Consider the following 26,730-nt stretch of genomic DNA (forward strand, 5'->3'; position numbering starts at 1 on the left):
CGATGGCACGCGGGCGCGTGCGGGTCCAATCTACAACGGCAGCGCTTGCCGCAATGATGACCATGGTTACCAAACGCTTCGCGTCCTTGCGTCCCGCTTCACTGTAAAGAATGTCCGCCATTGAAGAAGTCACGAAACGCCTGGCGTCCGCGGACGGGGTGTTGGTCAGCGTCCACGCCACGGCGGGATCGGTGCCGCGCGAGGCGGGCGCCTGGATGGCGGTTTTTCGCGACGCGGTGGCGGGGACGATTGGCGGCGGCCACCTGGAGTTGCAGGCGATCGAGGAGGCGCGCCGCCGCTTGTCGCAGACGGGCGGCGAAGCGGTGTTGCGTTATCCCCTCGGGCCGGCCCTGGGGCAGTGCTGCGGTGGGGTCGTGCACCTGCGCTACGAGCGCCTCACGGCCGCCGACGCGCCCGTCCTCGCGCAACGCCTGCAGGCGCAGCGCACGCCCGTGGCGCTGTTCGGGGGTGGACACGTCGGCAAGGCGCTGGTGGGCGTGCTGCGCACGCTGCCCTTCGCCATCACCTGGATCGACAGCCGCGACGAGATCTTTCCCGAGGACGTCCCCGACACGGTGCAGTGCGAGCACTCGGACCCGGTGCATGCCGCGGTGGGTGAGCTCGCGCCCGGGTCGCGCGTGCTCATCATGAGCTTCAGCCACGCCGAGGACCTGGACATCGTTGCCGCCTGCCTGAAGCGCCGCCGCGAGCGCGACGACCTGCCGTACGTGGGCCTGATCGGCAGCGCCACCAAGTGGGCGACCTTCCGCCACCGGCTGGAGGAACGCGGCTTCACGGAAGGGGAACTGGCGCGCATCACCTGTCCCATCGGCATCCCCGGAATCACGGGCAAGGAGCCGGAGGTGATCGCGGTGGCGGTCGCGGCGCAGCTGCTGCAAGTCCCGCTTTCATGAAGCCGCCGGAGTGTATACACTCCGGTCCACAGTCGCAGCGGCGCCTCCTGGCCGGGAAATTGGAATCCGACCCCGGCAAGGAGTGTGCGCGACCCACTCTGCTCAGAGCGCCCGCGGTGGTGAGCAGGTCAATCGGCAAGAAGCATGGAAAGCTATCTTCTCGACTGGGCCAACCTCCTGCTGCGCTGGCTGCACGTCATCACCGCGATCGCCTGGATCGGGTCCTCCTTCTACTTCGTCTTCCTCGACAGCAGCCTCGTTCCCGCCGCGGATGCCAGGCTGCGCGACGAAGGGGTGACCGGGGAACTGTGGGCCGTGCACGGGGGCGGCTTCTACCACCCGGTGAAGTACGCGGTCGCGCCGCCGCAGCTGCCGCCGCACCTGCACTGGTTCTACTGGGAAGCCTATTCGACCTGGCTCTCGGGTTTCGCGCTGTTCACCGTGTCGTACATCTGGAACGCGGGCAGCTACCTGGTCGACAAGTCGCTCGTGAACTGGTCGCCGGGTGCCGCGGTGGCCGTCGCCCTGTGCTTCCTCGTGGTGTTCTGGATGCTGTACGACGCCATCTGCCGGGTGTTCGGCCGTCGCAGGAACGGGGACGCGATCGTCGGCGCACTGGTGTTCGCGCTGGTGTGCGTGGCGGCCTGGCTGGCGTGCCACTGGTTCGCCGGGCGCGCGGCTTTCCTGCTGGTCGGGGCGATGATCGCCACGGCCATGAGCGCCAACGTGTTCTTCTGGATCATCCCCGGCCAGCGCAAGGTGGTGAAGTCCATCGCGGCGGGCGAGGCGCCGGACCCGATCCACGGCTGGCGCGGCAAGCAGCGCAGCGTGCACAACACCTACTTCACGCTGCCGGTGCTGTTCGCGATGCTGTCCAACCACTACGGCTTCCTCTACACGCACAAGCTGAACTGGCTGGTCCTGGTGCTGATGATGTTCGCTGGCGCTGCGATCCGCCAGTTCTTCGTCATGCGGCACGGCTGGAAGCTGGGGCGCAACCGCCATCCCGTCGGCTACGCGCTGGTGGGCGTCGCCTTGATCGCCGGCACGCTCGTGTGGCTCACGCCCGAGCCAAGCGCCGCCGCCAGGGTGCCGCCGGCGGCGGCGGACTACGCCGCCGTGCACAAGGTGCTGGAGCAGCGCTGCTACCAGTGCCACGGCCCGCAGTTGCAGATGAAGAACGTGAGGCTCGACTCGCCCGAGGGCCTGAAGCAGCATGCGCAGGCGGTGTACCAGCAGGCCGTGGTGGCCAGGACCATGCCCTTGAACAATGCGACCGGCATCACCGATGGCGAGCGGGCGCTGATCGGCCAGTGGTTCCAGGCCGGCGCCAAGACGGAGTGAGCCTCCGGCGGCCCCATGCCCGGCGATCCGCGCGATACTGTCGCGATGCGCACCCGCCTGCTTTGCCTCGCCGCCGCCCTCGGGCTTGCCGCGTGCGCGGCACCCTGGCCCGCTGCCATCCCGCCGGACCCCGGCGCCGTCGGGGCAGGGCCGGTCTGCGGGCCGCAGCAATATCCCTTCCAGTCCTTGCAGGACTTCGAGCACGGACACGCGCTCGTGCGCGCCGAGGTCGGCCCCGATGGCCGGCTGGTGAACCCCGTGCTGGAGCAAGGGCCCTTCAGCTCCCACCTGCGCGCAGGCGCCCTCGCCGCCGTGCAGCAATGCAGCCTGGTGCAGGCGCGCGCCGGCAGCCAGGTGCGCCTGCTGGTCGCCTTCGACTTCTACGGCCAGAACGAGTACCTGCCCAACGGCGTGGTGACCGTGCTGTTCGCGCCGGTGCCCGCGCGCTAGCGGGCGTGGCGCGCGGCACAATCCGCGCTGGAGACCGCCCATGACCGCCCCCGATCCCCGCGCGCAGCCGCGCGCCTTCCTCGAGCACCTGTACCGCACCGCGGTGCACCGCGCCCTGCCGCTGCACAACACCGCCAGCTTCCTGCCGCCGCCGCCGCGCGGCCGCACGCTGGTGCTGGGCGCGGGCAAGGCCGGCGGCGCGATGGCGCAGGCCGTCGAGGCGCTCTGGCCGGCGGAGGCGCCGCTGTCCGGCCTCGTGGTCACGCGCTATCACCACACGCCCCCGCGTCCCGCGGGCCTGCCGCAGCGCATCGAGGTGGTGGAAGCCTCGCATCCCGTGCCGGACGAGGCCGGCCTGCGCGCCGCGGAGCGCATCCTCGCGCTCACGCGCGGGCTCACGCCCGACGACCTGGTGCTGTGCCTCATCTCCGGCGGTGGCTCGGCGCTGCTCACGCTGCCCGCCGAAGGCCTGACGCTGGAGGACAAGCAGCGCATCAACCGCCGGCTGCTGGAGTCGGGCGCCAACATCGTGGAGATGAACTGCGTGCGCAAGCACCTGTCGCGCATCAAGGGCGGGCGGCTGGCGGCGGCCTGTGCGCCGGCGCGCGTCGTGACGCTGACCATCAGCGACGTGCCGGGCGACGATCCCTCGGTCATCGCCAGCGGCCCCACGGTGCCCGACGCGAGCACCTGCGCCGACGCGGTGGCGATCCTGCAGCGCTACGCCATCGAGGTGCCCGGCGCGATCATGAGCCTGCTGGAGCAGGGTGCGCTGGAGACGCCCAAGCCGGGCGACGCGGCCTTCGCGGACCAGCCGGTGCACCTGATCGCGACGCCGCAGCAGTCGCTGGAGGCGGCCGCGGCCGCGGCGCGTGCCGCCGGAATCGACGCGCACATCCTCAGCGACGAACTGGAAGGCGAGTCGCGCGAGGTGGGCAAGGTGCACGCCGCGATCGCGCGCGCCGTGGCGCAGCGCGGGCAGCCCTTCGGCCGTCCCTGCGTGATCCTCTCCGGCGGCGAGACCACGGTCACGGTGCGCAAGCAGCCGGAAGGCACGCCGCGCGGCCGCGGCGGCCGCGCCGGTGAGTTCTGCCTCGGCCTGGCGCAGGCGCTGCAAGGGCAGGCCGGCGTCTGGGCCCTGGCGGCGGACACCGACGGCATCGACGGCGTGGAAGACAACGCCGGCGCCTTCGTCGCTCCGGACACCCTGGCCCGCGCGCTCGCGCAAGGCATGAAGGTCGACGCCTTCCTCGCCCGCAACGACGCCTACGGCTACTTCAGCGCGCTGGGCGACCTGGTGGTGACCGGGCCGACCCACACCAACGTCAACGACTTCCGCGCAATGCTGGTGCTCTGAGCCGGCCTCAGGAGAGCAGGCCGGCGAGAAACTGCGGGTGCACCGGCCAGCCCGCCAGGCCGGCAAAGCCCATGAAGCTGCCGAACAGACCGGGCACCAGTGCCAGCGCGTACAGCCACCAGGCCTGCGTGAGCGAGGCGACCGCCAGCGCGGCGATCGCGATCGAGATCGCCGCGTCGGCCAGGTCGAACTGGTCGTCGCGATCGTTCAGCGCGTCATAGTTCTTCTGGTCCTGCTGCGCCTGCTGCAGCAGCTCCGCCTTCTTCTGCGCCTGCTCGGTGGCGAGCGACTCGTACCGGGCGATCGCCTCGTCGTAGCCGGCGCGCTCCGGCTGCGCGCGCCCCGCCGCCTGCAGCTTCAGCTGCACGGTGGTGGCGCGGGCGAGTTCCTCGCGCAGGTTGCGTGCCTGGTAGAAGGACCAGTGGTCCACCTTGTCGGCCTGCGCCTGCTGCATGGCCTGCACGATGTTGTCGTCCTTGACCTTGCACACGCCCATCACGGTCCCCAGCAGGGCGACGGTGACGGCGACGGTGGCGTTCAGGCGCGAGGCGCGCGCCTCCAGGTTGTCCATGGGGTTCAGTTCCATGGCCGGGATTGTGCAGTGCCGCTCAGGCCGTGAAGCGCCTGGCGAACTCCTGCGCGAGATGGTCCACGAACACCCGCACCCGGGCCGTGCCCTGGTGCCGCACCGGGTACACGGCATGGATGTCCGCCGGCGGTGTCTGCCAGTTCTCCAGCACCTGCTGCAGCCGGCCGCTGCGCAGGTAGCGCGCGATGTCCCACTCGGCGCGCAGCACGATGCCGAGGCCGCCGAGGGCCCAGCTCACCGCGATCTCGCCGTCGTTGGTGCTCAGGTTGCCGCGCACCCGCACCGTCTCGACGCGCTTGCCCGAACGCAGCCGCCAGGAGCCGTAGGCCTCGTCGCCCTGGCGGATCGCGATGATGCTGTGGCCGGCGAGCTCGTGCGGCGTGCGCGGCGTGCCGTGGCGCTGCAGGTAGGCGGGCGAGGCGCACAGCAGCCGGCGGTTCGGCGCCAGCAGGCGCGCCACCACGCGGGCGTCGGGCGGTTCGCCGAAGCGCACGCACACGTCGAAGGCGTCGTCGGTCAGCGGCGGCGGGTTCACCGAAAGCTGCAGCTGCACTTCCACCTTGGGGTAGAGCCTGGCGAAGGTGGCGATCGCCGGCGCCACGTGCATGCGGCCGAAGCCCAGGGTGGCGTTCACGCGCAGCACGCCGGTGGGTTCCGAGCGCGCGCCTTGCAGCTCGCGTTCCAGCGCCTCGATCTCGCCGAGGATGCGGCGCCCGTGCGCCAGGTAGGTCTCGCCCTCGTGCGTGAGCATCAGCCGGCGGGTGGTCCGGTGCAGCAGGGTCACGCCGAGGCGGCTTTCGAGGGCGGCGAGCCGCTTGCTCACCGCCGGCGGGCTGACCTGCAGCTCGCGCGCCGCGGCCGCGAGGCTGCCGCAGCGCATCAGGACGCTGAAGAACTGTATTTCCTGCGAGGCGGTGTGCGCGGACATGTGGCGGCGAGGCGAATTGCGCGCATTCTGCCCCGGCCGGCGGGATCCCTGCGCGGGAGCCGCTGGTACAGTGGCCCAAGGAGGAAGAAAGCATGTCGAACGCAAAGCCGGCAGGCAGCGGCGCGCAGGGCCGGGCGGAGGTGGAGGCCGTGCTCGATCGCATCGCGCGACGCGTGAAGGAACTCAAGACCTTCGATGCGACCGGCATCCAGGACCGCTGGGACACGCGCCTGGAGGTGGTGCAGAAGAACGTCAACAAGCTCGTCGCCGAGGCCTTCGGCGCCGGCAGCGCGCTGTACCGCGAATTCGCCGTCCCCCCGATCGACGCGGCCCTGGACACGACCTTCGGCGACCGCTTCACCGTGGAAGAATTTCACGCCGAGATCCGCAAGGCGGTGGCGAGCGCAGCAAGCCGCCTGGAGGCCGCGGCGGCCAAGCTGAAGCACCGGATGGAGCATCCGCAAGCGGCAGCCGAGCCGGAGCCGACGCCCGCACCGACGCCTGCGCCGACGCCCGCACCGACGCCCGCGCCGACCCCTGCACCGACACCTGCACCGACACCCGCACCGACACCCGCACCGACGCCTGCACCGACGCCCGCACCGACGCCCGCGCCGACACCGGCACCGACGCCCGCGCCAACACCGGCACCGACACCGGCACCGACGCCTGCGCCAACACCCGCGCCGACGCCTGCGCCGACGCCTGCAGCGACCCCTTCACCCACACCCGCCCGTGCTGCCAGCACCACTGCCGTCCCCTCCGACAGCGCCATGGCCCGCGTGGCCGTCGTCTGCCGCGCCGGGGACGAGGCGGCGAAAGCGCTGGCCGCTTTCCTCAAGGACATGGGCATCGAGACGGTCACCGGCGGTTCCGGTGCCACCCCTTCGCCGGAGACGCTGGAGAAGCTGCGCCCCGTGCGCTTCGCCGTGCTGATGCGCTCGGACCGTCCCTTGGAGACGGGCTTCCTGCTCGGCGCGCTGGGCGCCGCGCGCGTGTGCCTGCTGGTGCCGGCGCAGTCCTCCGCGCCCGGGCTGGATTCGCTGGTGCGCATTCCCGTGGACAACGGGGGTGTGTGGAAGCTGCTGCTCGCGCGACAGATGAAGCAGGCCGGCCTGGACATAGACCTCAACAAGGCGCTCTGACGCACCGGGTCATTGCGGGCTGCGGCCCGCAATCCATGCGGCGCCGGGTCGGACCCGCCACGGATCGCGGCCCCAGGCCGGGATGAGCTGGGCGGATTCATGCCACCCAGGTTAACAATGGGATGAAATTGCCCGCGTTCTTTCCGCCCGCCAGGCCCTAAAGTCTGGCGCGAAAGGACATCCCATGAAGACCTACAAGATTGCCTGCATCCCGGGCGACGGCATCGGCAAGGAAGTGGTTCCCGCCGGCCAGGAAGTGCTGGAGGCGCTGGCCGCGTCCGGCGCCGGCTTCCGCTTCGAATTCAGCAGCTTCGGCTGGGGCGGCGACTGGTTCCGCGCGCACGGCAAGATGATGCCGGACGACGGCCTCGAGGCGCTGCGCGACAAGGACGCCATCCTCTTCGGTTCCGCCGGCGATCCGCACATCCCCGACCACATCACGCTGTGGGGCCTGCGCCTGAAGATCTGCCAGGGCTTCGACCAGTACGCCAACGTGCGGCCCACGCGCATCCTGCCGGGCATCGACGCGCCGCTGAAGCGCTGCACGCCCAAGGACCTGGACTGGGTGATCGTGCGCGAGAACTCCGAAGGCGAGTACGCCGGCGTCGGCGGCCGCGCGCACCAGGGCCACCCGATCGAAGTGGCGACCGACGTGAGCATGATGACCCGCGCGGGCGTCGAGCGCATCATGCGCTTCGCCTTCAAGCTGGCCCAGTCGCGCCCGCGCAAGCAGCTCACCGTGGTCACCAAGTCGAACGCGCAGCGCCACGCGATGGTGATGTGGGACGAGATCGCGCTGTCCGTGAGCAAGGAATTCCCGGACGTGAAGTGGGACAAGGAACTGGTCGACGCCTGCACCGCGCGCATGGTCAACCGACCCGCTTCGCTCGACACGCTGGTCGCGACCAACCTGCACGCCGACATCCTGAGCGACCTGGCCGCGGCGCTGGCCGGCAGCCTCGGCATCGCCCCCACCGGCAACATCGATCCCGAGCGCCGCTACCCCAGCATGTTCGAGCCCATCCACGGTTCGGCCTTCGACATCATGGGCAAGGGCCTGGCCAACCCGGTCGGCACCTTCTGGAGCTGCGTGATGCTGCTGGAGCACCTGGGCGAGAAGGAAGCCGCGGCGCGCCTGATGAAGGCGGTCGAGGAAGTCACTGCGGATCCCAGGCTGCACACCGGTGACCTCGGCGGCAAGGCCAGGACCGCGGAGGTGACCGCCGCCGTGGTTTCCCGGTTGAAGAACCGCTGATTCCGTGCCACAACGCTGGGCTTCGCAGTCCATAACAAGGAGACAGACATGAAACGCACTCTCGCCGCGCTGGCCCTCGCCGCGCTCGCTCCCCTGGCCTGGTCGCAGACGGTGACCTGCCCCACGGGCAACGTCCAGTACTGGCAGGCCTTCCCGCCCGGCGGCGAGTCCGACCTGTCGGCGCGCCACCAGCAGGGTGTGTTGAAGAAGAAGTGCCCCGCCATCGAGACCATCGTGCAGTACAAGGCCGGAGCCGGCGGTGCGCTCATGTGGACGCAGATGAACCAGCTGCCCGGCGACGGCCTGAACGTCGTGGGCGTCAACCTGCCCCACATCGTCTTCCAGCCGATCCAGGGCGACGTGCAGTACAAGACCCAGGACGTCACGCCGGTGTTCTGGTTCCACTTCACGCCGGACATCCTGGTGGTCAGCGCCAAGAGCAACATCCACAACTTCAAGGAATTCCTTGCCGCGGCCAAGGCCGAACCGGGCAAGCTCAGCCTCGCGGGCTCGGGCCAGTACTCGGCCAACCACGCCGCGCACGAGCGCCTGGACGCCGCCTTCGGCATCAAGACGCTGTATGTCCCGTTCAAGGGCACGGGCGACCTGGCGACTTCCGTGCTGGGCGGCCAGGTGGACGGTGCCATGACCTACGTGCCCTTCGCGATCGCGAACAAGGACAAGGGCGTGCGTCCCATCGCCGTGGCGATGGAGAAGCGCCACCCGCTGATGCCGGACGTGCCCACCTTCAAGGAACTGGGCGTCGACTGGATCGACGGGGCGTACCGCGGCATCGGCATGCCCAAGTCCACGCCGGTGGCCGAGCGCAAGCGCATCTCCGACCTGTGGCGCGCCCTGAACAACGATCCCGAGATGAAGGAGAAGGCCGCGGCCTCCGGCTTCGAGCTCGTGAACGTCGGCGTCGAGGAGATGGACAGCTTCATGGCCGGCAAGACGAAGCTGTACACGGAAGGCGCTGCCCGCATGGGCCTCGGCAAGAAGTAAAGCCGGCTTCCTACAGGAGCCAGCCGGACGGCGCCCTACCATGGGCGCCGTTTGCTTTTGCACCCATGAAACCTGCCAAGGTGCCGCGCAGCCCGCGCGTGCTGGTCCTCGTCGACTTCATCAACCCGCTCAATTTCCCGGGAGCGGAAAGGCTGGCACGCCCGGCCCTGGCCGCGGCGCGCGCGACGGTGCGTCTGCGCGAAAAGCTGCAAGCCGAGCAGGTGACCGTCGTGTACGCCAACGACAACTACGGCGTTTGGCAGTCGGACTTCCAGGCGCTGGTGGCGCAGTGCTGCGCGCGCGACGACCTCGGCGGCGAGATTGCACGGCTGGTGGCGCCGCGGCCGCGCGACATCACGCTGCTCAAGCCGCGCCACTCGGCGTTCTTCTGTTCGGCGCTGGAACTGCTGCTCAAGGACATGGGCGCGAAGGAACTGATCCTGGCGGGGCTGGCGACCGACATGTGCGTGCAGATGACGGCGGCCGACGCCTTCCTGCGCGGCTACGAAGGGATCTGGGTCCCGGCGGACTGCACCGCGGCGGAGACCACGAAAGCGAAGAACGCGAGCCTGGCCTACATGCGCGACGTCCTGCGCTGCGACGTACGCCCGGCGTCTGCGGCCCCGGCCCGCAAGCGGACCGCCAAGGCGTCCTGAACCGGCGCGGGCTCAGGCCGGCGGGCCGCCCATGGCGTTGCGGATCGCGAACGCCGCCGCTTCGGTGCGGTTGCTCGACCGGGTCTTGCTCAGGATGCTGCGCACGTGGTTGGCCACCGTGTTGGGGCTGACGAACAGGACGTCGGCGATCTGCCGGTTGCTCCTGCCCGCCGCCACGAAGCGCAGCACCTGCACCTCGCGCTCGCTCAGGCCCGCGGGGTAGGTGCGCGCGGGCCCGGCCTGGCCCTGCAAGGTGGCGACGCGCTGTTCGAGGGCGCGCATGCCCAGGCTCTGCGCTTCGGCCGCCGCCGCGGCCAGCAGGCCGCGGGCCTCGGCGCGGTCGCCGGACGCGTCGCGCGCCAGCAGCATGGCCGCCAGGTGCTGGCGCGTGTACGCGAGCCCGGGCCGGGCGCCCTGCCGCTCGTTGAAGGCCAGGGCCGCGCGCAGGTGCGCTTGCGCGGCGTCCCAGCGGTGCATGGTGGATGCGAGCAGGCCCAGCAGCATGTCGCCCGCCCCCAGGCAGGCGATGGTGGTACCGGCCATCAGGTTGCACCCGGCGAAGGGCAGCAGCAGCGCATACAGCCGCTCCGCGCGCGCGGCGTCTCCCAGCGCCGCGGCCACCTGCGCGAGGTAGGCGATGCTGGCGGCGCGCACGCCGTCGCGCGCGATGCCGCCGAAGTCGTCGGCCGCCAGCAGTTCGAACTCGCGCCGTGCGTCCTCCAGCTGGCCCAGTTCCGCATAGACCATGGCCAGCCCGGGGCGCCACACGTGGGCGCCGCCGCTGTCGTCGACGAAGCGCTGCACGGCGGGACCGAGCTCCGCCAGCCGGCCCTGGTCGCGCCGCAAGGTGAACATCTGCACGCCGTACACGCCGGCCGCGTCGAGGCCGGGCATGCGCGCGCCCACGGCGTAGGTCTGGCGGGCGAGTTCCTCCGCATCGGCGAAGCGCCCTTCCAGCAGCGCGTGCATGGTGCGCGAGGAGGCCGCGACATAGAGCAGGAAGGGCTCCCGCAGGTCCTCCGCATGGCGCTCGTACTCGGCCACGCCCGCGCGCCAGGCGTCCATGTCGCCGGCCTCGAAGCGGTCGAAGGTCATCCAGGCCGAGGCATCCACTTCCAGTGCGCGGTCGCCGACAGAGGCGGCCAGCCGGCGCGCCTCCTCGGCCGCCGCGCTGCGCTCGCAGCGGCGCTCGTGCTGCCAGCGCGCCGAGAGCGTGGAGACCAGCGTCGTGGCGATCACCTGCGGGTCGCCGCAGCGGCGCGCGGTGGCCAGCGCCTGCCCATGCACGCGCATGGCCTGCGCTTCCTCGCCGCTGTAGATCAGGGCCCGCGTGAGCGCGCTGAGCAGGCGCGCGACCGACGCGAGGTCCTCGGCGGGCGCCAGGTCCAGCGCCTCGCGCAGCCAGCGCGCGGCCGCCACGCCCGGCAGGCCGGGGCACCACGTCGCCACCTCGAACCCGATGGCAGCGCGCGCGAGCTCCCCGGCGTGCTGCTCGTGGCGCGCGAGCCGTGCGGCCTGCTCGAACACCTGCCGCGCCAGGACGTAATCGCCGGCGCGGTTGTGCGCCTCGCCCAGCGCATTGAGCAGCTCGCAGCGCAGGCCCGGCGGGAAACTGCCGCCCGCCTCCATGCAGTCGAGGGCCAGGGCGTAGTAGCGCGCGGCCTCCTCGTGGGCGAGCAGCGCCGCGGCCTGTTCAGCCGCACGGCGCGCATGGCCGGCGGCGCGCACCGGGTCACCGCCGGGCAGGGCGGCGGCGTGGTGCCAGGCCAGGGCCGCGAGGGCTCCCGGGCCGGCATCGCCGCTCTCCTCGATCGCCCGCGCCACCCGAAGATGCAGCCGGCTGCGCCGCGGCGCCGCGATCTCTTCGTACAGCGTTTCGCGGAACAGCGCGTGGCCGAAGCGGTAGGTGCCGGGCTGCGGCAGCGCCTCCAGCACCCGCGCCTGCAGCGCCTCTTCCAGCGCGCGCAGGCACGCGTCCTCGTCCACGTCCACGTCCTGCAGCACGCGCAGCAGCAGTCCCGCATCGAACTGGCGGCCGATCGCGGCGGCGCACGAGAGCACCTGGTTGGTCGCCTCCGCCAGGCGATTGAGGCGGCGGCCGATCACCTCCTTGATGCCTTCGGGGATGCGTTGCGGCCCCCCGCGGCAGGCTGCCGCCGCCGGCCCGAGCAGTCCTTCCTGCAGCAGCAGCCGCGTCATCTCGCCCACGAACAGCGGGTTGCCTTCCGTGCGTCCATGCACTTCGTCCACGAGCGCCGTCGGCACGCCCGCTCCGGCGGCGCGCTGCATCAGGCGCGCGGTGTACGCGCGCGGCAGGCCCGCCAGCCGCACGCGCTCGAACGCCGTCTCCGTCGCCAGCGCCGCGAGCGTGGCGGACAGCGGATGCTGGCGCGACAGCTCCATGTCGCGGTAGGTGAGGAGCACCAGCAGGGCTTGTTGCGGCAGTGCGGGCGCCAGGAATTCCAGCAGCCGCAGGGAGGAGGCATCGGCCCAGTGCACGTTCTCCAGCACCACAAGCAGCGGCTGCTCGAGCGCCGCGCGCTTCCAGAAGGCCGCCACCGCTTCGAACATGCGGAAGCGGGCCTGGAGCGAATCGCGCCGCGCCGGTTGCGGGCGCAGTCCCGGCACGCGCTGCGACAGCTCCGGCAGCAGATCGGCCAGGGCGTCCGCGCCGCGTCCCAGCGCGCGCTGCAGGGCAGCGTCGTCGTGTCCATCCATCCAGGACTGCAGCAGCTGGAGCCAGGGCCAGTAGGGCGGCGCCCCAGGTTCCTCCTTGCAGCGTCCCCAGAGCACGTGCATGCCACGCGCACCGGCGCGCCGCGCCGCCTCCTGCGCCGTGTGCGACTTGCCGATGCCGGGCTCGCCGCAGAACGCGAGCGTGCCGCCGCTGCCGGCCAGGGCGGCCCGCACGCGCTGCTCGACGACCGCGAGTTCGGCTTCGCGCCCGCAGTCCTGCGCGTCCGGGTCCGCCGCGGCGGGTTCCGCTTCGTCCGCGCCGGGCAGGCCCAGCCCGCAGCCGTCGCAAAAGCGCGCATCCGGCCGCGTCCGGCGGCCGCAGCGGGGACAGGGCAGGGTCATGGCGGAACCTTCAGCGCACGAGCTCGGGCTGCAGGTGCGAGACCTCGATGATCATGTCGGCCGGCACCCTGGCACGGCGCGCCGCCTCGCGGATCGCCTCCGCATTCGGCGCCTCGTAGAGGCAGTAGGTCTTGCGGCGGTCGGCGGACAGGAAGGAGTACAGCCAGTTCACGCCCACCTCGGCATTGACCGCGTGGATCGCGGCCACCCCTTGCGCGTCGAGCTCCAGCGCGCCGGGGAAGTTGCGTTCGATGAGGAACAGGGCCACGGGACCTCCATCGGCCTCGGAAGGGAAATTCTGCGGGCTGGGCCCGGCAGGGTCAACTAGTCAGGTCTGACCATTCGCGGCGCATGGCAGGGCTCGCGCAAATTGATCAATGCTGTCCATGGCGGCGCGCGCGGGCGCTTCCTAGACTGGGTGCTCCCATCCACCGAGGAGCCGACCATGAGCGACACCCCCTCCGTCCAGGCCTTGCGCGCGCAACTGCGCGGCAAGCTCCTGCAGCGCGGCGATGACGGTTACGAAACCGCGCGCAAGGTCTACAACGCCATGATCGACCGCAAGCCGGCGCTGATCGCGCGCTGCGCCGACGTCGCCGACGTGATCGCCTGCGTGCACCACGCCCGCGACGAGAAGCTGCTGCTGGCGGTGCGCGGCGGCGGCCACAACGGCGGCGGGCTGGGCACCTGCGACGACGGCCTCGTCATCGACCTGGGCGCCATGCGCGGCATCCGCGTGGACCCCAGGGCGCACACGGCGCGGGTGGAGGGCGGCTGCACCTGGGCCGACGTGGACCACGCCACCCATGCGTTCGGGCTGGCCACCCCGGCCGGCATCATCTCCACCACCGGCGTCGGCGGCCTCACGCTGGGCGGCGGCATCGGCCACCTGGCGCGCCGGTTCGGCCTGACCATCGACAACCTGCTGGGCGTGGACGTGGTGCTGGCCGATGGGCGTTTCGTGACGGCCAGCGCGCGCGAAAACGAGGACCTGTTCTGGGCCGTGCGCGGCGGCGGCGGCAACTTCGGCGTGGTCACGTCCTTCGAGTTCAAGCTGCACGCGGTCGGCACGGTGCATGCGGGGCCGACGCTGTGGCCCCTGGACCAGGCCGAGCGCGTGATGAAGTGGTACCGCGACTTCATCGTGCAGGCGCCGACCGAGCTCAACGGCTTCTTTGCCTTCCTCACGGTGCCACCCGGCCCCCCGTTCCCGGAGGCCCTGCACCTGAAGAAGATGTGCGGCGTCGTCTGGTGCCACAGCGGCAGCGCGGCCCAGGCCGACCGCGACCTGGCCCCGGTGCGCGCGATGGAGCCTGCGCTCTACGGCATCCAGCCCATGCCCTACCCGGTTCTCCAGAGTGCGTTCGACCCGATCTACCCGCCGGGCCACCAGTGGTACTGGCGCGCGGACTTCGTCAACGAACTCTCCGACGAGGCGATCGCCCGGCATGTGGAGCACGGGGCACGCATGCCCACCTGGCAGTCCAGCATGCACCTGTACCCGATCGACGGCGCCGTGCACCGCGTCGGGCGCAACGACACCCCCTTCGCCTACCGCGACGCGAAGTTCGCGGAGGTGATCGTGGGCGTCGACCCCGATCCGGCGAACGCCGAACTCATCGCGAGCTGGTGCCGCAACTACTGGGACGCGCTGCACCCCTACTCGGCGGGCGGCGCGTACGTGAACTTCATGATGGACGAAGGCCAGGAGCGGGTGCGCGCGACCTACCGCGAACACTACGACCGGCTGGCGGCGATCAAGGCGAAGTACGATCCGGCCAACCTGTTCCGGGTGAACCAGAACATCCGGCCGCAGGCGGCCTGAACCGCGCTCACGTGCACAGGCGCCGGATCTCCTCCGGTGCCGGCACGGCGCGGATCTGCGAGGGATCGTCGTCGCGCCGCGCCGCGAAGATGCGCACCTCGTCGCATTCCATGATGGCGTCGGCACCGCGGAAGCAGCGGTAGCGCTGCACGTAGCTCTTGCCGCGCCACTCGGGGATGCTCACGTGGAACTGCAGCGTGTCGCCGTAGGTGGCGGTCTTGATGAACCGGGAATGCGAGTCCACCACCGGCGTGCCGATGATGCCCATCGTCTTCTCGGTCTCGTGCCAGGGCGGCACGCCGCATTCGATGAAGAAGTAGCGCGACGCGTGGTCGATCCAGCGGAAGAAGTTCGGGAACCAGACGATGCGCGCCGGGTCGCAGTGGCCGAACTCGACCTGGACGGTGTAGATGACTTCCTTGCTCACGATTAACCCATTTTCCCCGGCAGCCAGAGCGCGATGATCGGGAAGGAGATGAGGATCACCAGGCGGATGATGTCGGTCGCCACGAACGGCAGCACGCCGCGGAAGATGGTGGTGAACGTCACGTCCTGCACCACGGACTTGATGACGAAGACGTTCATCCCCACCGGTGGATGGATCAGCCCGAGCTCCACGGTCATCACGATGATGATGCCGAACCAGATCGGGTCGAAGCCCAGGTGCATGATCACCGGGAAGATGATGGGCACCGTGAGGATGATCATGGCCATGGCGTCCATCAGGCAGCCCAGCACGAGGTACATGATCATGATCAGGATCAGCACGCCATAGGGGCCGACGCCCAGCGAAGTGAGGAAGCCGGTGAGCTTCTGCGGCGTCTGCGTGATGGTCAGGAAGTAGCCGAACATCAGCGCGCCGATCAGCACGGTGAACACCGCGGCGGCCGTGCGGGTCGCCGAGAGCAGCGCTTCCTTGATCTTGGCGCGATCGAGCTTGCCGCGCAGGATGCCCAGGATGAAGGCGCCGCTCGCGCCCACGCCGCCGGCTTCCGTCGGCGTGAAGAAGCCGCCGTAGAGGCCGCCGATCACGAACAGGAACAGCACCAGCGGCGCCCACACGCTCTTCAGGTCGGCGGCGCGCTCGGACCAGGACTTCGCTTCGCCGCGCGGCAGCCAGTCCGGCTTCACCCGCACGATGATCATGATGGTGATCACGTACATGAGCATCGCCAGCAGGCCGGGGATGATGCCGGCCATGAACAGCTTGCCGATGTCCTGCTGCGTCAGGATCGCGTACACCGCGAGCACCGTGGAAGGCGGCAACATGGCCCCCAGCGTGCCGCCCGCGGCGATCACGCCGGTGGCGAACGATTGCGGGTAACCGAAGCGTCGCATCTCCGGGTAGGCGACGCCGGAGAAGGTGGCCGCCGTCGCCACGGACGAACCGCAGATCGCCGCGAAGCCGCCGCAGGCCACGACGGTCGCCACGCCGAGGCCGCCGCGCAGGTGGCCGATCATGGAATTCGCCGCCTTGAACAGCTCGCGGCTGACGCCCGAGACGGACACGAGGGCGCCCATCAGCATGAACATCGGGATCACGCCGAAGGTGTAGTCGGTCACCGTGCGCATGGACGTCTGGCCCACCAGCTTCAGCGCCGGGCCGAAGCCGTTGATGAAGCCGTAGCCGGTGATGCCCACCAGGCCCATGGCCATGCCCACGGGCACGCGCAGCAGCATCAGCGCGAAGAGGGAGACGAAGCCCAGCAGGGCGATGAGGTCGTTGCTCATTGTTCTTATTCCATCGCCTTCTGTTCGTAGTGCTCGTCGTGCAGCGACTCCGGCTTGAAGACCAGGCGGAACGTGCGCACCGCGATCAGCAGCACGGCGCAGACGTCACCCACCCATGCGATGAGCGCGAAGGGCCAGGTAGGGATGTTCAGGTCCGCGGTCTGGATGTTGTCGGAGAAGGTGACGTGCACCTTGTCGTACAGCGTGTAGGTCTGCACGGCGACGACGAACAGCAGCACCAGCGTGGCGAACACGTCGATGATGCGCTTCCACTTCTGGTTGGCCGCGGACCAGACCAGGTCCACGGTGATGTGGCCGCCGCGGTAGCTGGTGGCGGCGATGCCCCAGAAGATCAGGATGCCCAGGAGCAGCCGGCCGAAGTCGTAGTAGTCGGGGATCGACGTGCTGAAAAACTTGCGCAGCAGCACGTTCACGAAGATGTTCAGCGCCACCAGGCCCACGAAGATGGCGGCGAGCCACTCGATGGTGTTGATGAAACTGTCGGCGAAGTTCCGCTTTTTCACAGGCTCGTTCCGCAAAGAAAAGGGCCGGCCTCCCCAAGGCGGGCAGGCACGGCCCCGCAGGCTTGCTCGGGGTTACAGCGCGGCCTTGTACTTGACCAGGTTGGCCTTCAGGGAGTCCATGACCTTCTTCGGGTCCTGGCCCGCCTTCTTGACGCTTTCGGCCCACTGCGCCTCCACCGGACCCATGGCGTCGTGCCAGGCCTTCATCTGCTCCGGCGTGAGCTTGTAGATTTCGTGGCCGGGCTGGGCGCCGATCTTGGCGCGGCCGCCGTACTCGAAATCGGCCCAGGGCGTCGCGACCTTCTCCGCCCACTCGGTCGTGCAGTGGTCGTCGATCACCTTCTTCTGGGCGGCGGACATCGCGTTGTACTTGTCCTTGTTCATCACCCACACGAACGGCGTCACGTACAGCGGCGCGTCCATGTGGAACGTGACCACCTTGTCGATGCCGAACAGCACGACGGAACCCCACGGGAAGGTGAGGGCGTCGGCCACGCCGCGTTCCAGCATGTCGCGCGATTCGGGCGCCGAAGCCTGCACGTTGGTGCCCCCCAGCGAGGTGACCATCTGGCCGATGGTGCTGGTGGCGGGACGGATCTTCATGCCCTTGATGTCGGAGGGCAGGGTGATCTTCTTGCGGGCGTGGAAGGTGCCGGGGTCGTGCACGAAGGCGAAGCAGAACTTCACGTCCTTCATCTCCTTCTCGGCGTATTGACGGTACCAGGCGTCGATGGCGGCGGTGCCGCCCTTGCCGTTGGCGAACAGGAAGGGGATCGACGTGCCGGCGAAGATGGGGAAGCGGCCCGGCTGGTAGCCCGGGTTCACGTACGCGAAGTCGGCGATCCCGTCTCGCGCCATGTCGTAGTGGTCGAAGGCCTTGCCCAGCTGCTCGCTCGGGAACAGCGTGGCGTTGATGGTGCCGTTGGACGCCTTCTTGATGTCGTCGGCCCAGGCCTGCAGGCTCGGGTTCAGCGGGTGCTGCGCCGGCACCCAGCTCGAAAGCTTCATCGTCACCGCCTTGTCCTGCGCTTGCGCCCAGCCGGCAGCCAGTGCGAGGGCGGCGGCCAAGGCCGCCATCGTGAATCGGTTACGCATCGTTTTCTTCTCCTGGTTCATGAACCGTTACTTTGTATAACGAAAACCGCCGTGCCGCCATCGTGGTTTCCCTCAGTTCCCGGCGAGGCCGAGCGGCGGGATGTGGAGTTCCAGCACGTCGCTGGCTTCTTCGGCCCGCAGGGTCCCCGCTTCCGCGCCCGTGCGCAGCGTCGCGTGCTGGCGCCATTGCTGGCCGGCCGTCGCTCCGCGGCCGGAGAACACGAAGGCAATGGAATGCGGGGCCAGCGTGGCCGTGGCGCCGGCGGCGATGCCCAGGACGCTGATGCGGGTCTTGCGTGCGGAAAACACGCCCAGCAGCTTGCGCTGCACGCCGGGGGCGCCGGGCTCGTCCTGCCAGGCGACGGCCTGCGGGTCCATGAAGACCGGCTCGGCGTGCTCGCTCCGGGGGTACTCCATCCTGCGGCCGTGGATGTGTTCCCACACCGCTTCGTAGGCGTCCTGGTTCTTCCGGCCGCCGTCCTCCTTCGGACGATGGAACACGCCTTTGTCGAAGCTGCCGAAGGCCTTCAGCTCCTCGACGCCCTGCTGGAAGCGTTCTTCGGAGATGTAGCCGCTGCCGCTCGCGCCGCCGAACTGCAGCACCAGCGTCTTCGACTCGCCGGCGTTCTCCTGCGGTCCGTAGTACACGCCTTCGGGGAAGTAGCCGACCATGCCCGGGCGCATGACGCCGTCGCGCGTGAAGCTGGCGTCGCCCACGAGCTGCACGCGCACCTGGTCGAAGTTGTGCCGATGGCGCGGCGAGAAGAAGTCGTCGTGCAGGTGCGAGAGCTGCAGGTAGAAGTTCTCCGGCGTGCGTTCCGTGCCATTGAGCAGGGACTGCGAGTGGAACAGGCCGGCGCGCGCATGCTGGCGCTCGACCACCGGCACGTCGGAGATGTTGATCAGGTCTTGCATCGCTTCAGTGCGCCTTCAGGTTGGTCTCTTCGCCGGCGGCCAGGCCGCGGGGCTTGCGCACCCAGTGGATGGGCACGGCCTTCACCGGGCGCGGCGGGGCGCCGTGCTGCACCAGTGCGACGTCCAGTGCCTTGCCCGCATCGTCGGCCAGCGCGGCCACGCGCGCTGCGCGCACCGCGGCAGCGGCTTCGGCCGGCACGCCGCCCATGGCCAGGTGCTCCAGCACGTGCAGCAGGTTCTCCTTGCCGCGTTCGTTGGTGGAGCCATAGCCCTTGATCAGCCGGCCGCACAGCGCGATCTCGTGCCCCAGCTCCCACAGGCGTTGCGTGCCTTGCACCACGCCCTGCAGCCACTGCTCGATCATGCGCTGCTCCAGGGCGAAGCGGCTGCCGTGCCGGCGCAGCGCCTTCGTGCTGGCCAGCACACGCAGGGCCAGCATGCCGAACACGCTGTGCGTGCCGATCTTCAGGGGCAGGGCCCAGGCCTGCTTGCCGCGCGCGATGCGCTTGCGGTCCCACGCGACCAGCCGGCCGGCCAGCGACGGGGGCAGCATGGCCGCGAATTCGGGAACGCCCGGCTTGAAATGGTCGTAGACCTTCAGCAGCTCGTCCTCGCCCGCCTTGACCTCACCCTGCACGCGCGTCCAGCGCGACGCGCGGCTCTTGAGGTCGGCCACGCGCACGATGTCGTCGAAGGCCATCCACAGCGCCAGCCAGCGCGCCATCTCGCGGGTGATCGCGTAACCGTGCGTGCCTTGCGGGTCGGCATCGGTTTCGGCCTCGAGGACGGACTGCAGGCGCTTGACGTACAGGTCGGCGTAGGCCTGGCCCTGGTACTCCAGCAGCCGCGCGTGGCCGAGGGAGAACATCTCGCGCACGGGCGCGGGAAAGCGCGCGGCGTGCGGCGCTGCCGACGCGCTGCTGCGTGTCGCCGCGGCGGTCGCGTCGGCCGCGGCATCGCTCTGGAGCACCGAGCCCTCGTTGGTGAGCATGCCGGATGAAAGCTTGTTCGCCCCCATCACCTGCTCCAGGAAGTCGGCCTGCACCTTCCCCTTCGCCACGATCTCGAAGGCCTTCGCGAACCCGCGCAGGCTCGCATCCGCGCCCCGGCCGCCGGCCTTCACCACCGCCTCGTAATGCTCACGCCGGAACGGGAACAGCCCGCTGCCCGCGATGGCGCCCAGCAGCACGGCGCTCACCACCGTGCCGCTTTCCTTGGCGATCACGTTCATGTCGAACACATGGTGCACGCGGCTGAACTGCTGCACGACCTTCACGAGCTCGCCCGTGTCCATGCGCCCGTCCCCCATCTGCATGCGCTCCATGGTCGTGAGCGCACGAGCCGACGACGAGATGACCAGCGTGCGGTCCGGCGATGCGAGGCCGTTGCCGATTTGCCGCGCCGTCTCCAGCAGTTCGGAGGACACGAGCGCATCGAGCGCACCCGGCACCGGGTTCAGGCTGAACACCGGACGCTTGCCTCCCAGCTCGGAGACGGGCACCGGGAACACTTCGATGTAGTAGGTCGTCGCACCGGTGCGCTGGGCCACGCCGGGGATCGAGGTGGCTTGCGCCGCGTAGCCGGCATGAAGCGCAGTGTCGACCAGCCATTCGGTCAGGACGCCGCCGCCTTCGCCGCCCAGGGCGCCGACCAGCAGGGTGATGGGTTGGGTCTTCATGCCGGTTGCAGCGCACGCACGACGGCGCTGCGGAAAGAGTGGAGCAGGCGCTCGTGCCAGCGGGGGTTCTGCACGACTTCGGCGCGGTAGAAGCTGGGGCACAGCGTTGCGGCGTGCGCGTTGGCGCCGCACAAGCCGCAGCCCACGCAGCCGTCGATCACGGTCGCCACCGGGTCCACCTTCAGCGGATCGGGGTTGTCCTTGATGGTGAGCGTCGGGCAGCCGGACAGGCGGATGCAGGCGTGGTCGCCGTTGCACACGTCCTCGTCCACGCCGTACTTCACGCGCACGACGCGCTCGCCCTTCTTCAGCAGCGACTGGATCCAGGGCTTGACGCGGCGCTGGCGCTCCAGCTGGCATTCGCCCTCGGCGATGATCACCTTCAGGCCGTTGAAGTCGCTGGTGAAAGCGTCGGTGAGCGTGCGCCGCATCTGCTCCACGTCGTAGGTGTTCACCGTGCGCATCCACTGCAGGCCCAGGCCCTTGAGCGCGGACTCGATCGTCTGGTTGGTGTGGACTATGCTGGCCCCCTTGTCGGAGGCGCTGTACTTCGCGTCCTCCTGCGGCGTGGAGATGATCTCCTGCGTGCCGGTGGCGGAGGTGTAGCCGTTCTTGAAGATCAGCAGCACCGCGTCGTCGTTGTTGAACAGCGCGCTCTGCACGCCCGTGAGCAGGCCGTTGTGCCAGAAGCCGCCGTCGCCCATGATGGCCAGGGTACGCCGCTGCATCATCGGCGACACGCCCGCGCGCGATGCGAGCGACATGCCGTAGCCCAGGATGGAATGGCCGCTGGAGAAGGGTTCGAAGGTGGCCAGCGCGTGGCAGCCGATGTCGGCGGCGATGTGCACCTTGCCGATCTGCTCCTGCGCGAGCTTGAGCGCCGAGAACACCGGCCGCTCGGGACAGCCGATGCAAAAACCCGGCGGACGGGCCGGCAGGGGCCGGGTGGCCTTGGCAACCGCGTCGCGCCGCTCCTTGTTGCCGGCCAGCCAGCGCTTGGCTTCCTCGACGGCGGGGCCCGGCAGGTAGCTGGACGCGAATTGCGTCAGGCCGACGGAGAGCGCCTCCACCGTGTACTCGCCGCCCATGGGCAGCAGGTCCTTGCCGTGCAGCTTCGTCTGGAGGTCGCGCCGGCGCAGCAGCGTGGCGATCTCCTGCTCGATGAACTCGGGCTGGCCTTCCTCGACCACCAGCACCGCGCGCTTGCCGACGCAGAAGTCCGCGACCTGCTCGGGCACCAGCGGATAGGTCACGTTCAGGCACAGGATCGGAACCTGGGTCTCGCCGAAGGCGTCTGCCAGGCCCAGCTGCTGCAGGCTGCGGATCAAGGCGTTGTAGATGCCGCCCTGCACGATGATGCCCAGGTCTTCGTGCTTGCCGGGGAACAGTTCGTTGAGCTTGTGCTCCACGATGTACCTGCGCGCGGCGGGGATGCGCTGCTCGCCCTTGAGCTTTTCCTGGCGGAAGGTCACCGGCGGGTGTGCCAGCTTCATGTAGTCGAAGCCGGCCGGGTCCTCCATCAGCTGGCGCGTGGAGACCGGCGGCTTGACGTTGTCCTTGGCCTCGAAGCTGCCGCGCACGTGGCACGCGCGGATGCGCAGCTCCAGGATCGTCGGCATGTTGGAGGTCTCGGACAGGCGAAAGCCTTCCTCCACCATGCGCGTCATGACGCCGAGGTCCGGCCGCGGATCCAGCAGGCACATGGTGGACTTCAGCGCGAACGCGTGCGTGCGCTCCTGGATCACGGAAGCGCCTTCGCCGTAGTCCTCGCCCACGACGATCAGCGCCCCGCCGGTCACCCCGGGCGAGCTGAGGTTGGACAGCGCGTCGGCAGCGACGTTGGTGCCGACGATGGACTTCCAGGTGACGGCGCCGCGCAGCGGATAGTGGATGGACGCGCCCAGCATCGCGGCGGCCGAGGCCTCGTTGGAGCAGGCCTCCACGTGCACGCCCAGCTCGTCCATGTAGTCCTTGGCCTGGACCATCACGTCCAGCAGGTGCGACACGGGCGCGCCCTGGTAGCCGCCGATGTAGGCAACCCCGGACTGCAGGAGGGCCTTGGTGATGGCGAGGATGCCCTCGCCGTGGAAGGTGTCGCCCGCGCCCAGGCGCAACGATTCGATTTCCTTGCTGAATGAAACTTCCAAAGCCTACCTCCGGGGAACGTGCCAGTGTCCGCGAAGCGGCGCCATCGATCAATCCAATGAGGCGACTAAGCGGTATGCGGGCAAGGCATGACGGCACGTTCTGGAATTTGGTAACAAATGGCCGAGCTGGACTTTCGAATTCCGGCTCATCTGCTTATTGCTCCCCTGCTGGGCATGGATCAGAATCGGCGCTCCCAAAACCAACGGAGACAAGTCATGGTGCACGTTCGCTCGCTTGTGCTTGCAACCCTCTGCGGCGTCGCGCTTTCGGCGCTCGCGCAATCGCCACCGGCCGAGGAGCCCGGATGGGCCAAGGGGCGCCCCAAGGCGAACGACAGCGCGATGAAGATGGCGCCGGTGCCGGCCTTCCCGATTCCCACCGCGCCCGACAAGCTGCCCACTTCCAAGTTCAAGCTGCCCCCCGGCTTCAAGGTCGAGACCTGGGCTTCGGGCGTGCTGGATGCGCGTGAGCTGCGCCAGGGCGACAAGGGCAACATCTTCGTCAGCACCCTGTTCGTCGGCAACAAGGTCTATGCCATCCCCGAGAAAGCCGTGGACGGCAAGCGCACGCCCAAGACCATCATCGACAAGACCGAGCAGGCGACCGGCATCGACTTCTACAAGGGCTCGCTGTACTTCGCGACGCATAAGCGCATCGTCCGCTACGACAACGTCGAGGACAAGCTGGACAACCTCGGCGAACCGAGCAAGGTGCTCAAGGACGATCTCCCCGGCGGCAGCGACCACAGCTGGAAGTTCATCCGTGTCTACAAGGACAGGCTGTACTACCCGGTCGGGGCGCCTTGCAACATCTGCGACCCCGGCCAATGGGCGAAGATCTTCAGCATGAAGCTCGATGGCACGGACGTCCAGACAGTCGCCTCGGGCGTACGCAATACGGTCGGCTTCGACTTCGATCCCAAGACCGGCAACCTCTGGTTCACCGACAACGGCCGCGACTGGTTCAGCGAAGAGCTGCCGAACGACGAACTGAACGTGGTCACGCAGCCGGGCAAGCAGCACTTCGGCTATCCGTTCTGCCACCAGGGCACGATCCCCGACCCCGAGTTCGGCTGGGGCAAGTCGTGCTCCGACTACCAGAAGCCCGCCGCGCTGCTGGGCCCGCACGCCGGCTCGCTCGGCCTGAAGTTCTACACCGGCAAGATGTTCCCGGCGAAGTACCAGGGCGCCATGTTCATCGCCATCCATGGCCCGTGGAACCGCAGCAAGAAGTACAACGGCGTCTATGTCGCCTGGCCTGACGGCAAGGGCGGCGCCAAGGTCGAGCCCTTCATGACCGGATTCATCGAGAACAACGAGTACCTCGGCCGCCCGGTGGACTTCCTGGTGATGAAGGACGGCTCGCTGCTCGTGAGCGACGACCACGCCGGTGCGATCTACCGCATCAGTTACGGCAAGTGATGACCAAAGGGGCCGCAGTCCTGCTGTCCTGTGCGACGGCGCTGGTGTTGGTGGTGGTCTCCCCGCAGGCCGACGGGCAGCAGAAGGCCCCGGCTGCCAAGGCTGCGGGGAGTGCTGCCAAGGCGCCCGCCGCGCCGGCTGCCAAGCCGTCGTATGCGGAGCGCTTCGCCAGCCTGTGCGCGGCGTGCCATGGCGCCAACGGGCGCGCGGTCGACCCGCTCACGCCGGTGCTGGCCGGCCAGCCCTCGCTCTATGCGATCACGCAGCTGTTCCTGTTCCGCGAAGGCCGTCGCAGCAACGCGGCGATGACGGCCGTGGCGAAGACCATGACCGACGATGACATGCGTGGCTTCTCCGACTACATCGGCACGCTGCCGCCGGTGCCGGCCCCGCCGCCTGCGACGCCGCCCGACGCGGCACGCATGGCCAAGGGCAAGGCCTTGGCGGATCAGCACAAGTGCGTCTTCTGCCACGGTGCCGACCTGGGCGGGGGCCAGCAGGTGCCGCGCATCGCAGGCCAGCACGAGGCTTACCTGAAAGACAGCCTGCATGGCTACCATGCGGGCACGCGTCCCGCCTACACGCAGGCGATGCCACAGGCCGTGAGCCAGATCCCGGTGGAAGACCTGGACACGCTGGCGTACTTCGCGGCCAGGTTCCCTGCGCCGGCCGCGGCACCAGCGGCACCAGCGGCCAAGTAGAGGCGGGAACCGCATAATCGGCTGAAGCTTCATTCAGCCGATGCATCTCAAGGACATCGACCTCAACCTCCTGCGCCTGTTCGATGCGGTCTACCGCACGCGCAACGTCAGCCGTGCAGCCGAACTGCTGGACCTCACGCAGCCCGCCGCCAGCCAGGGCCTCAGTCGCCTGCGCACCCTGATCCAGGACCCGCTGTTCATGCGCAGGGCAGGGGGCGTGCAGCCGACGCCCAAGGCACAGCGCCTGGCGGACCCCGTGCGGCAGGCGCTCGCGACCCTGGAGCAGGCGTTGGGGGAGAGTGCCGGTTTCGACCCGGCGCGCTCCAGCCGCACCTTCCACATCCACATGAGCGACATCGGCGAGAGCCGCTTCCTGCCGGAGCTCATGGTGGTGCTGCGCGAGCGCGCCCCCAACTTGCGCGTGCAGACGCATCCGGTGCCGCGCGAGCAAATCATGGAGGCGCTGGACGCCGGCCGCATCGACTTCGCGTTCGGCTTCCTGCCCATGGTCAAGGACAGCCAGCGCCTGCGCCTGCTGGAGGATCGCTACATCGTGTTGCTGCGCGAGGGCCACCCCTTCACGCGCAGGCGGCGCGCGGGCGCGGCGCTCTTGCAGGGGATGCGCGAACTGGAGTTCGTGGCGGTGCGCTCGCATGCCGAGACGCTGCGCATCGTGCAGCAGGTGGGCGTGGAGGACCGGCTGCGGTTGGTGACCGAGCACTTCCTGGTGCTGCCGGAGATCGTCAAGGCGACCGATCTCGCGGCCATCATGCCGCGCAACATCGCGCGCGGCTTCGAAGGGGGGTATGCGATCGTGGAGCCGGCGTTTCCGCAGCGCGACTTCACCGTGTCGCTGCACTGGAGCCGGCGCTTCGAGGCGGACCCGGGCAACCGCTGGCTGCGCGAGCAGATCCAGGAACTGTTCAGGCAGTGAGGGCCGCGCGGCGGCGCTCTTCGCGCCATTGCCGCCAGGCCACCATGGCGTCGGCCCCCAGTTTCAGCTGCACGGCGGCGCCGAGGCCGACCTGTGCTTCGAGCGCCGGCGGCGGCTCGCCGTCCCAGCGCAGCATCGCGAGCGCCAGTTCCAGTGCCGCGACCTGCTCGTCGTCGCCCGCTGCGGCGCCGGCGCGCCACTGCAGGTCCAGCAGCAGGCGGTGCAGGAAATCCAGCTCGGTGCGGGACAGCTGAACGGAAGGAGCATCCATGTGCCAGAGCTTGGGCCTCGCGCGCGGCTGTGCTTGTCAGCGCAAGGCTGTGGTTCTTGTAGGGGTGGTGGTGGGCGCAGCGAACCCCACCGAAGATTCGTCGCGAAGCGGTGGGAGTCACGTCGTTCACCTGCCGGCGCCGCGCCGACGCCACCCGACGGCGCTGCGCGCCGGCAGCCAAGGGCCGGTGAGCGCCGCGGCCGCCCAACGGCGCTGCGACGCCGCTACTTCAGTTGTTCCAGCCGCGTCTGCGCTTCGCGCTTGCCGATGCCGCGCAGCGCAGCGATCGCTTCGAGCTGCTTGGCCCGCGGGCGCGCTTCGCCGTGTTCCCACTTGTAGACGGACTGGCCAGACACGCCGATCAGGGCGGCGAAGTCCGCGGCGGACAGGCCCAGCTTGTGGCGCTGCGCCGCCAGCCGGGTGGCGCTGAAGCGCCGGTGCGTGCCACTGTTGTCGCCATCTTCCTCCGCCGTTGCGGGCGCCGCGCGCGTCGCGCCCTTGCGCACCCGCTTGAGCTCGCGCTCGAGCTCGTCGATGCGGCGGCGCAGGCCGGCGATGTGGGTCCGGTACTGGACGGAGGCCTTGCGGACGTCTTCCGTCTGCGCGCGCACTTCCTTGCGTGCGATGCGGGCAATCTCGTCCTTGAGGAGGGCGGCGATGTTCGGCATATCTGGCGGTGTCGGCCGGCTCCGCGCGGTTGACGCGTCTGGTCGGCGTTATTGGTTTCCCTGGCGCGCATCATAGTCGCGCTCGGGCCGGCCACCAC

25 protein-coding genes are annotated in these 26,730 nt (G+C 69.6%); 12 read left to right on the forward strand and 13 right to left on the reverse strand.

The features are described 5' to 3' along the window. Nucleotides 1-110: 110 nt before the first annotated feature. The 4 genes from xdhC (at nucleotide 111) to AC3EGR_RS01770 (ending at nucleotide 4,065) form a co-directional block, all read left to right on the forward strand. Nucleotides 111-914 carry a xanthine dehydrogenase accessory protein XdhC gene (gene xdhC, locus AC3EGR_RS01755; RefSeq protein ID WP_488544705.1) on the forward strand — a complete coding sequence of 268 codons (804 nt, stop codon included), beginning with the start codon at nucleotides 111-113 and terminating at the stop codon, nucleotides 912-914. A gap of 144 nt (nucleotides 915-1,058) precedes the next feature. Next, nucleotides 1,059-2,258 (forward strand): urate hydroxylase PuuD, encoded by a 1,200-nt coding sequence (locus tag AC3EGR_RS01760; protein WP_488544706.1) that lies wholly within the window; start codon nucleotides 1,059-1,061, stop codon nucleotides 2,256-2,258. A 45-nt stretch (nucleotides 2,259-2,303) separates the two neighbouring features. Further along, nucleotides 2,304-2,708 (forward strand): hypothetical protein, encoded by a 405-nt coding sequence (locus tag AC3EGR_RS01765; RefSeq protein ID WP_488544707.1) that lies wholly within the window; start codon nucleotides 2,304-2,306, stop codon nucleotides 2,706-2,708. Nucleotides 2,709-2,748: 40 nt separating this feature from the next. Then, nucleotides 2,749-4,065, forward strand: coding sequence for a glycerate kinase type-2 family protein (locus AC3EGR_RS01770; protein WP_488544708.1), 1,317 nt, complete (start codon nucleotides 2,749-2,751; stop codon nucleotides 4,063-4,065). A 7-nt stretch (nucleotides 4,066-4,072) separates the two neighbouring features. On the opposite strand, the gene AC3EGR_RS01775 is transcribed toward AC3EGR_RS01770, so the two are convergent. Together AC3EGR_RS01775 and AC3EGR_RS01780 are read right to left on the reverse strand one after the other, a co-directional pair. Next, the gene (locus AC3EGR_RS01775; RefSeq protein ID WP_488544709.1) at nucleotides 4,073-4,651 is read right to left on the reverse strand and encodes a DUF4337 domain-containing protein; all 579 of its coding nucleotides are present in this window, start codon (nucleotides 4,649-4,651) and stop codon (nucleotides 4,073-4,075) included. Between the two features lie 22 nt (nucleotides 4,652-4,673). After that, nucleotides 4,674-5,582, reverse strand: a complete 909-nt coding sequence (locus tag AC3EGR_RS01780) for a LysR family transcriptional regulator (protein WP_488544710.1) — start codon at nucleotides 5,580-5,582, stop codon at nucleotides 4,674-4,676. 92 nt (nucleotides 5,583-5,674) lie between these two features. Between AC3EGR_RS01780 and AC3EGR_RS01785 the strand changes: the two genes are divergently transcribed. The 4 genes from AC3EGR_RS01785 (at nucleotide 5,675) to AC3EGR_RS01800 (ending at nucleotide 9,643) form a co-directional block, all read left to right on the forward strand. Then, nucleotides 5,675-6,727 (forward strand): hypothetical protein, encoded by a 1,053-nt coding sequence (locus AC3EGR_RS01785; RefSeq protein WP_488544711.1) that lies wholly within the window; start codon nucleotides 5,675-5,677, stop codon nucleotides 6,725-6,727. 184 nt (nucleotides 6,728-6,911) lie between these two features. Further along, entirely contained in the window at nucleotides 6,912-7,982 is a 1,071-nt protein-coding gene (locus tag AC3EGR_RS01790; protein WP_488544712.1) for a tartrate dehydrogenase, read from the forward strand. Nucleotides 7,983-8,030: 48 nt separating this feature from the next. After that, on the forward strand, nucleotides 8,031-8,987 hold the full coding sequence (locus AC3EGR_RS01795) for a tripartite tricarboxylate transporter substrate binding protein (RefSeq protein ID WP_488544713.1): 957 nt from the start codon (nucleotides 8,031-8,033) through the stop codon (nucleotides 8,985-8,987). A 65-nt stretch (nucleotides 8,988-9,052) separates the two neighbouring features. Continuing rightward, a complete protein-coding gene (locus AC3EGR_RS01800) occupies nucleotides 9,053-9,643 on the forward strand; it encodes a cysteine hydrolase family protein (RefSeq protein WP_488544714.1) in 591 nt (196 codons plus the stop codon). A gap of 12 nt (nucleotides 9,644-9,655) precedes the next feature. On the opposite strand, the gene AC3EGR_RS01805 is transcribed toward AC3EGR_RS01800, so the two are convergent. Beyond that, a complete protein-coding gene (locus tag AC3EGR_RS01805) occupies nucleotides 9,656-12,721 on the reverse strand; it encodes a helix-turn-helix transcriptional regulator (protein WP_488544715.1) in 3,066 nt (1,021 codons plus the stop codon). Nucleotides 12,722-12,731: 10 nt separating this feature from the next. Then, nucleotides 12,732-12,989, reverse strand: coding sequence for a nickel-binding protein (locus tag AC3EGR_RS01810; RefSeq protein WP_488544716.1), 258 nt, complete (start codon nucleotides 12,987-12,989; stop codon nucleotides 12,732-12,734). Between the two features lie 177 nt (nucleotides 12,990-13,166). Here AC3EGR_RS01810 and AC3EGR_RS01815 point away from each other — a divergent pair, with 177 nt between their 5' ends. After that, complete coding sequence (locus AC3EGR_RS01815; RefSeq protein WP_488544717.1) at nucleotides 13,167-14,546, forward strand: FAD-binding oxidoreductase; 1,380 nt, start codon at nucleotides 13,167-13,169, stop codon at nucleotides 14,544-14,546. 7 nt (nucleotides 14,547-14,553) lie between these two features. Here AC3EGR_RS01815 and AC3EGR_RS01820 read toward each other — a convergent pair whose 3' ends face one another. From AC3EGR_RS01820 to AC3EGR_RS01850, 7 genes are all read right to left on the reverse strand, one after another. Further along, entirely contained in the window at nucleotides 14,554-14,973 is a 420-nt protein-coding gene (locus tag AC3EGR_RS01820; protein ID WP_488544718.1) for an acyl-CoA thioesterase, read from the reverse strand. A gap of 2 nt (nucleotides 14,974-14,975) precedes the next feature. Continuing rightward, nucleotides 14,976-16,277 (reverse strand): TRAP transporter large permease, encoded by a 1,302-nt coding sequence (locus AC3EGR_RS01825; RefSeq protein ID WP_488544719.1) that lies wholly within the window; start codon nucleotides 16,275-16,277, stop codon nucleotides 14,976-14,978. Nucleotides 16,278-16,282: 5 nt separating this feature from the next. Further along, nucleotides 16,283-16,801, reverse strand: a complete 519-nt coding sequence (locus tag AC3EGR_RS01830) for a TRAP transporter small permease (RefSeq protein ID WP_488544720.1) — start codon at nucleotides 16,799-16,801, stop codon at nucleotides 16,283-16,285. 72 nt (nucleotides 16,802-16,873) lie between these two features. Continuing rightward, nucleotides 16,874-17,896 carry a TRAP transporter substrate-binding protein gene (locus AC3EGR_RS01835; RefSeq protein ID WP_488544721.1) on the reverse strand — a complete coding sequence of 341 codons (1,023 nt, stop codon included), beginning with the start codon at nucleotides 17,894-17,896 and terminating at the stop codon, nucleotides 16,874-16,876. Nucleotides 17,897-17,968: 72 nt separating this feature from the next. Further along, the gene (locus AC3EGR_RS01840) at nucleotides 17,969-18,811 is read right to left on the reverse strand and encodes a hypothetical protein (RefSeq protein WP_488544722.1); all 843 of its coding nucleotides are present in this window, start codon (nucleotides 18,809-18,811) and stop codon (nucleotides 17,969-17,971) included. 4 nt (nucleotides 18,812-18,815) lie between these two features. Beyond that, nucleotides 18,816-20,489, reverse strand: coding sequence for an indolepyruvate oxidoreductase subunit beta family protein (locus AC3EGR_RS01845; RefSeq protein ID WP_488544723.1), 1,674 nt, complete (start codon nucleotides 20,487-20,489; stop codon nucleotides 18,816-18,818). Further along, nucleotides 20,486-22,636, reverse strand: coding sequence for a thiamine pyrophosphate-dependent enzyme (locus AC3EGR_RS01850; RefSeq protein ID WP_488544724.1), 2,151 nt, complete (start codon nucleotides 22,634-22,636; stop codon nucleotides 20,486-20,488). Before AC3EGR_RS01850 ends, AC3EGR_RS01845 begins: the two co-directional genes overlap by 4 nt. Before the next feature lie 216 nt (nucleotides 22,637-22,852). Between AC3EGR_RS01850 and AC3EGR_RS01855 the strand changes: the two genes are divergently transcribed. Genes AC3EGR_RS01855 through AC3EGR_RS01865 form a run of 3 tightly spaced genes read left to right on the forward strand, consistent with a single transcriptional unit; the run spans nucleotide 22,853 to nucleotide 25,693 of the window. Further along, complete coding sequence (locus AC3EGR_RS01855; RefSeq protein ID WP_488544725.1) at nucleotides 22,853-24,058, forward strand: PQQ-dependent sugar dehydrogenase; 1,206 nt, start codon at nucleotides 22,853-22,855, stop codon at nucleotides 24,056-24,058. Then, nucleotides 24,058-24,759, forward strand: a complete 702-nt coding sequence (locus tag AC3EGR_RS01860; RefSeq protein ID WP_488544726.1) for a c-type cytochrome — start codon at nucleotides 24,058-24,060, stop codon at nucleotides 24,757-24,759. The genes AC3EGR_RS01855 and AC3EGR_RS01860 overlap by 1 nt, the downstream gene beginning before the upstream one ends. 40 nt (nucleotides 24,760-24,799) lie before the next feature. Next, nucleotides 24,800-25,693, forward strand: a complete 894-nt coding sequence (locus tag AC3EGR_RS01865; protein ID WP_488544727.1) for a LysR family transcriptional regulator — start codon at nucleotides 24,800-24,802, stop codon at nucleotides 25,691-25,693. Here AC3EGR_RS01865 and AC3EGR_RS01870 read toward each other — a convergent pair. After that, nucleotides 25,683-25,964, reverse strand: a complete 282-nt coding sequence (locus tag AC3EGR_RS01870) for a hypothetical protein (protein WP_488544728.1) — start codon at nucleotides 25,962-25,964, stop codon at nucleotides 25,683-25,685. The genes AC3EGR_RS01865 and AC3EGR_RS01870 overlap by 11 nt on opposite strands. 224 nt (nucleotides 25,965-26,188) lie before the next feature. After that, nucleotides 26,189-26,632, reverse strand: a complete 444-nt coding sequence (locus AC3EGR_RS01875; RefSeq protein ID WP_488544729.1) for a helix-turn-helix domain-containing protein — start codon at nucleotides 26,630-26,632, stop codon at nucleotides 26,189-26,191. Between the last annotated feature and the right edge of the window lie 98 nt (nucleotides 26,633-26,730).

This window comes from Ramlibacter sp. G4-7 (genome assembly GCF_057784995.1).

Coding starts and splice junctions, on each gene's coding strand:
- AC3EGR_RS01865 (WP_488544727.1), top strand. CDS start 24,800: ATGCATCTCAAGGACATCGACCTCAACCTCCTGCGCCTGTTCGATGCG.
- AC3EGR_RS01760 (WP_488544706.1), top strand. CDS start 1,059: ATGGAAAGCTATCTTCTCGACTGGGCCAACCTCCTGCTGCGCTGGCTG.
- AC3EGR_RS01855 (WP_488544725.1), top strand. CDS start 22,853: ATGGTGCACGTTCGCTCGCTTGTGCTTGCAACCCTCTGCGGCGTCGCG.
- AC3EGR_RS01825 (WP_488544719.1), bottom strand. CDS start 16,277: ATGAGCAACGACCTCATCGCCCTGCTGGGCTTCGTCTCCCTCTTCGCG.
- AC3EGR_RS01780 (WP_488544710.1), bottom strand. CDS start 5,582: ATGTCCGCGCACACCGCCTCGCAGGAAATACAGTTCTTCAGCGTCCTG.
- AC3EGR_RS01800 (WP_488544714.1), top strand. CDS start 9,053: ATGAAACCTGCCAAGGTGCCGCGCAGCCCGCGCGTGCTGGTCCTCGTC.
- AC3EGR_RS01785 (WP_488544711.1), top strand. CDS start 5,675: ATGTCGAACGCAAAGCCGGCAGGCAGCGGCGCGCAGGGCCGGGCGGAG.
- AC3EGR_RS01835 (WP_488544721.1), bottom strand. CDS start 17,896: ATGCGTAACCGATTCACGATGGCGGCCTTGGCCGCCGCCCTCGCACTG.
- AC3EGR_RS01870 (WP_488544728.1), bottom strand. CDS start 25,964: ATGGATGCTCCTTCCGTTCAGCTGTCCCGCACCGAGCTGGATTTCCTG.
- AC3EGR_RS01775 (WP_488544709.1), bottom strand. CDS start 4,651: ATGGAACTGAACCCCATGGACAACCTGGAGGCGCGCGCCTCGCGCCTG.
- AC3EGR_RS01875 (WP_488544729.1), bottom strand. CDS start 26,632: ATGCCGAACATCGCCGCCCTCCTCAAGGACGAGATTGCCCGCATCGCA.
- AC3EGR_RS01790 (WP_488544712.1), top strand. CDS start 6,912: ATGAAGACCTACAAGATTGCCTGCATCCCGGGCGACGGCATCGGCAAG.
- AC3EGR_RS01770 (WP_488544708.1), top strand. CDS start 2,749: ATGACCGCCCCCGATCCCCGCGCGCAGCCGCGCGCCTTCCTCGAGCAC.
- AC3EGR_RS01795 (WP_488544713.1), top strand. CDS start 8,031: ATGAAACGCACTCTCGCCGCGCTGGCCCTCGCCGCGCTCGCTCCCCTG.
- AC3EGR_RS01845 (WP_488544723.1), bottom strand. CDS start 20,489: ATGAAGACCCAACCCATCACCCTGCTGGTCGGCGCCCTGGGCGGCGAA.
- AC3EGR_RS01815 (WP_488544717.1), top strand. CDS start 13,167: ATGAGCGACACCCCCTCCGTCCAGGCCTTGCGCGCGCAACTGCGCGGC.
- xdhC (WP_488544705.1), top strand. CDS start 111: ATGTCCGCCATTGAAGAAGTCACGAAACGCCTGGCGTCCGCGGACGGG.
- AC3EGR_RS01765 (WP_488544707.1), top strand. CDS start 2,304: ATGCGCACCCGCCTGCTTTGCCTCGCCGCCGCCCTCGGGCTTGCCGCG.
- AC3EGR_RS01805 (WP_488544715.1), bottom strand. CDS start 12,721: ATGACCCTGCCCTGTCCCCGCTGCGGCCGCCGGACGCGGCCGGATGCG.
- AC3EGR_RS01860 (WP_488544726.1), top strand. CDS start 24,058: ATGACCAAAGGGGCCGCAGTCCTGCTGTCCTGTGCGACGGCGCTGGTG.
- AC3EGR_RS01840 (WP_488544722.1), bottom strand. CDS start 18,811: ATGCAAGACCTGATCAACATCTCCGACGTGCCGGTGGTCGAGCGCCAG.